Annotated in this window: 1 protein-coding gene and 2 pseudogenes; all 3 read left to right on the top strand. The window is 73.8% G+C overall.

What is annotated here, in order from left to right; translation table 11 throughout:
- Positions 1 to 222, top strand: a pseudogene (locus AC2W7G_RS13940) (3-phosphoshikimate 1-carboxyvinyltransferase); the annotation flags it as partial.
- Positions 204 to 1,197, top strand: a pseudogene (gene rsgA, locus AC2W7G_RS13935) (ribosome small subunit-dependent GTPase A). The pseudogenes AC2W7G_RS13940 and rsgA, both read left to right, overlap by 19 nt.
- A gap of 18 nt (positions 1,198 to 1,215) precedes the next feature.
- Complete coding sequence (locus tag AC2W7G_RS13930; RefSeq protein WP_485868965.1) at positions 1,216 to 2,076, top strand: inositol monophosphatase family protein; 861 nt, start codon at positions 1,216 to 1,218, stop codon at positions 2,074 to 2,076.
- Positions 2,077 to 2,344: the final 268 nt, after the last annotated feature.

The following is a 2,344-nucleotide window of genomic DNA, read 5'->3' as shown; positions in this document are numbered from 1 at the left end:
GGCACCATCACGCTCGGCGGCGCCGTCACCGAGACCGACGACGGGCTGCACCTCGAGCCCCGCCCGCTCCACGGCGGGCGCTTCGGCACGTACCACGACCACCGCATGGCCCACGCCGCCGTCGTGCTCGGCCTGCGCGTGCCCGGCGTGCTGGTCGAGGACGTCGCGACCACCGCCAAGACCTTCCCCGGCTTCGCCGACGCGTGGGGGCGGCTGGTGTGAGGGACGACGACGAGCACGCCCGGTTCGAGCGCCCGCGCCGGCACACCCGCCCGCGCACCAAGGAGCGTCCGACCTACGCCGACGCCGTCACCGCCCGCGTGGTGACGATCGACCGCGGACGCGTGACCGTCGAGCTGGACGAGGACCGCCGCCGCGTCACGACCGTCAAGGCCCGCCACCTGGGCCGCAAGGGCGTCGTCGTGGGCGACGAGGTGCGCGTCGTGGGCGACCTCTCCGGGCTGCCCGACACGCTGGCCCGGATCGTCGAGGTCGTCCCCCGCCGCACCGAGCTGCGCCGCACGGCCGACGACGACGACCCGATCGAGCGCATCGTCGTGGCCAACGCCGACCAGATGGTCGTCGTCACCGCGCTGGCCGACCCGCCGCCGCGCCCCGGGCTCGTCGACCGCTGCCTGGTCGCGGCCTACGACGCCGGCATGGAGCCGGTCTGTGCCTGACCAAGGCCGACTCGCCGACCCGGCCGAGGTGCTGGCGCTGCTCGAGCCGCTGGACGTGCGCGTGGTCGTCACCCGCCGCGGCGAGGACCTGGCCGAGCTGCGCGACGTGCTCCGCGACAAGGTGAGCGTCCTCATCGGGCACAGCGGCGTGGGCAAGTCCACCCTCGTCAACGCGCTCGTCCCCGACGCCCAGCGCACGACCAGCCACGTCAACGAGGTCACCGGTCGCGGCCGGCACACGTCCACCTCGGCGGTGTGGCTGCCGCTCCCCTTCGGCGGGACGATCGTCGACACGCCGGGCTTCCGCTCGTTCGGCCTGGCCCACGTGCAGGTCGACCGCATCATCCGCGCCTTCCCCGACCTGGACGCCGCGACCGAGGCCTGCCCGCGCGGCTGCACCCATGCGGCGAGCGAGCCCGAGTGCGGCCTCGACACGGCGGTCGCCGAGGGCCGCGTCGCCCCGGCCCGGGTCGCGTCGTTCCGCCGTGTCCTCACCAGCCGCGAGGGCCGCGACTAGACCGGTACGGTAGGCCTCATGGCCCACGCGTACCACGACGACCTGCGACTCGCGCACGTCCTGGCCGACACCGCCGACAACCTCTCGATGGATCGCTTCGGCGCCGTCGACCTGGAGGTGTCGACGAAGCCGGACATGACGTACGTGACCGAGTCCGATCAGGCCGTCGAGGAGGCCATCCGCCGCACCCTGCGCAGCGCCCGCACCCGCGACTCGGTGCTCGGCGAGGAGCAGGGCGAGCAGGTCGGCGCGAGCGAGGGCCGGCGCTGGATCATCGACCCGATCGACGGCACGTCCAACTTCGTGCGCGGCGTGCCCGTCTGGGCCACGCTGATCGCGCTGGAGGAGGACGGCGAGATCGTCGCCGGCTGCGTGTCGGCGCCCGCGCTCGGCCGGCGCTGGTGGGCGTCGAAGGGGTCGGGCGCCTACACGGGCAAGTCGCTGATGAGCTCGCGCCGGATCCAGGTCTCGCAGGTCTCCGACCTCGACCACGCCTCGTTCAGCTACTCCTCGCTGCACGGCTGGGAGGAGATCGGCCGGCTCGAGCCCTTCCTGGCCCTCACTCGGCGCTGCTGGCGCACCCGCGCGTACGGCGACTTCTGGTCGTACATGATGCTCGCCGAGGGCGTCGTGGACGTCGCGGCCGAGCCCGAGCTCAAGGTCTGGGACATGGCCGCCCTCGACGTCGTCGTGCGCGAGGCCGGCGGCACGTTCGCCTCGCTCAGCGGCGAGCCCGGACCCTGGGGCGTCAACGCCCTGGCCACCAACACCCGGCTGCACGACGCGGCGATGGCCTACCTCGGCTACTTCCCCGACGCCGAGCCGCACGACGAGGACAGCAATGTGACGCCCTTCGACTGGGCGCGCGAGCGCGACTGAGCGCGTCCGCCTGCCCGCCCCGTCAGGAGCCCCCGAGCCGCGCTCGGGGGCTCCTGCGTCGACGCTTCCTGTCGGCGATGCACTTTCGATATATCGTTAGTGCATCGTCGAAGACTCGGCGACCCATCGCGAGAACCAGGAGGTGTTCCCATGCGGACCCCACACCACCACCACGACGGACGGCGCAGCCCGCGCCGCGGCGACTTCGACACCTGGGCCTCGGCCCGGGGGGGGGGGGGGGGGAGGGGGTTCGGGCCCGGCTTCGGCC

The sequence above is a fragment of the Aeromicrobium sp. PFPM2_SD2 genome, assembly GCF_057364525.1.
The sequence above is the reverse complement of the archived record's forward strand: the minus strand, read 5'-3'. Positions and strand labels throughout refer to the sequence as shown.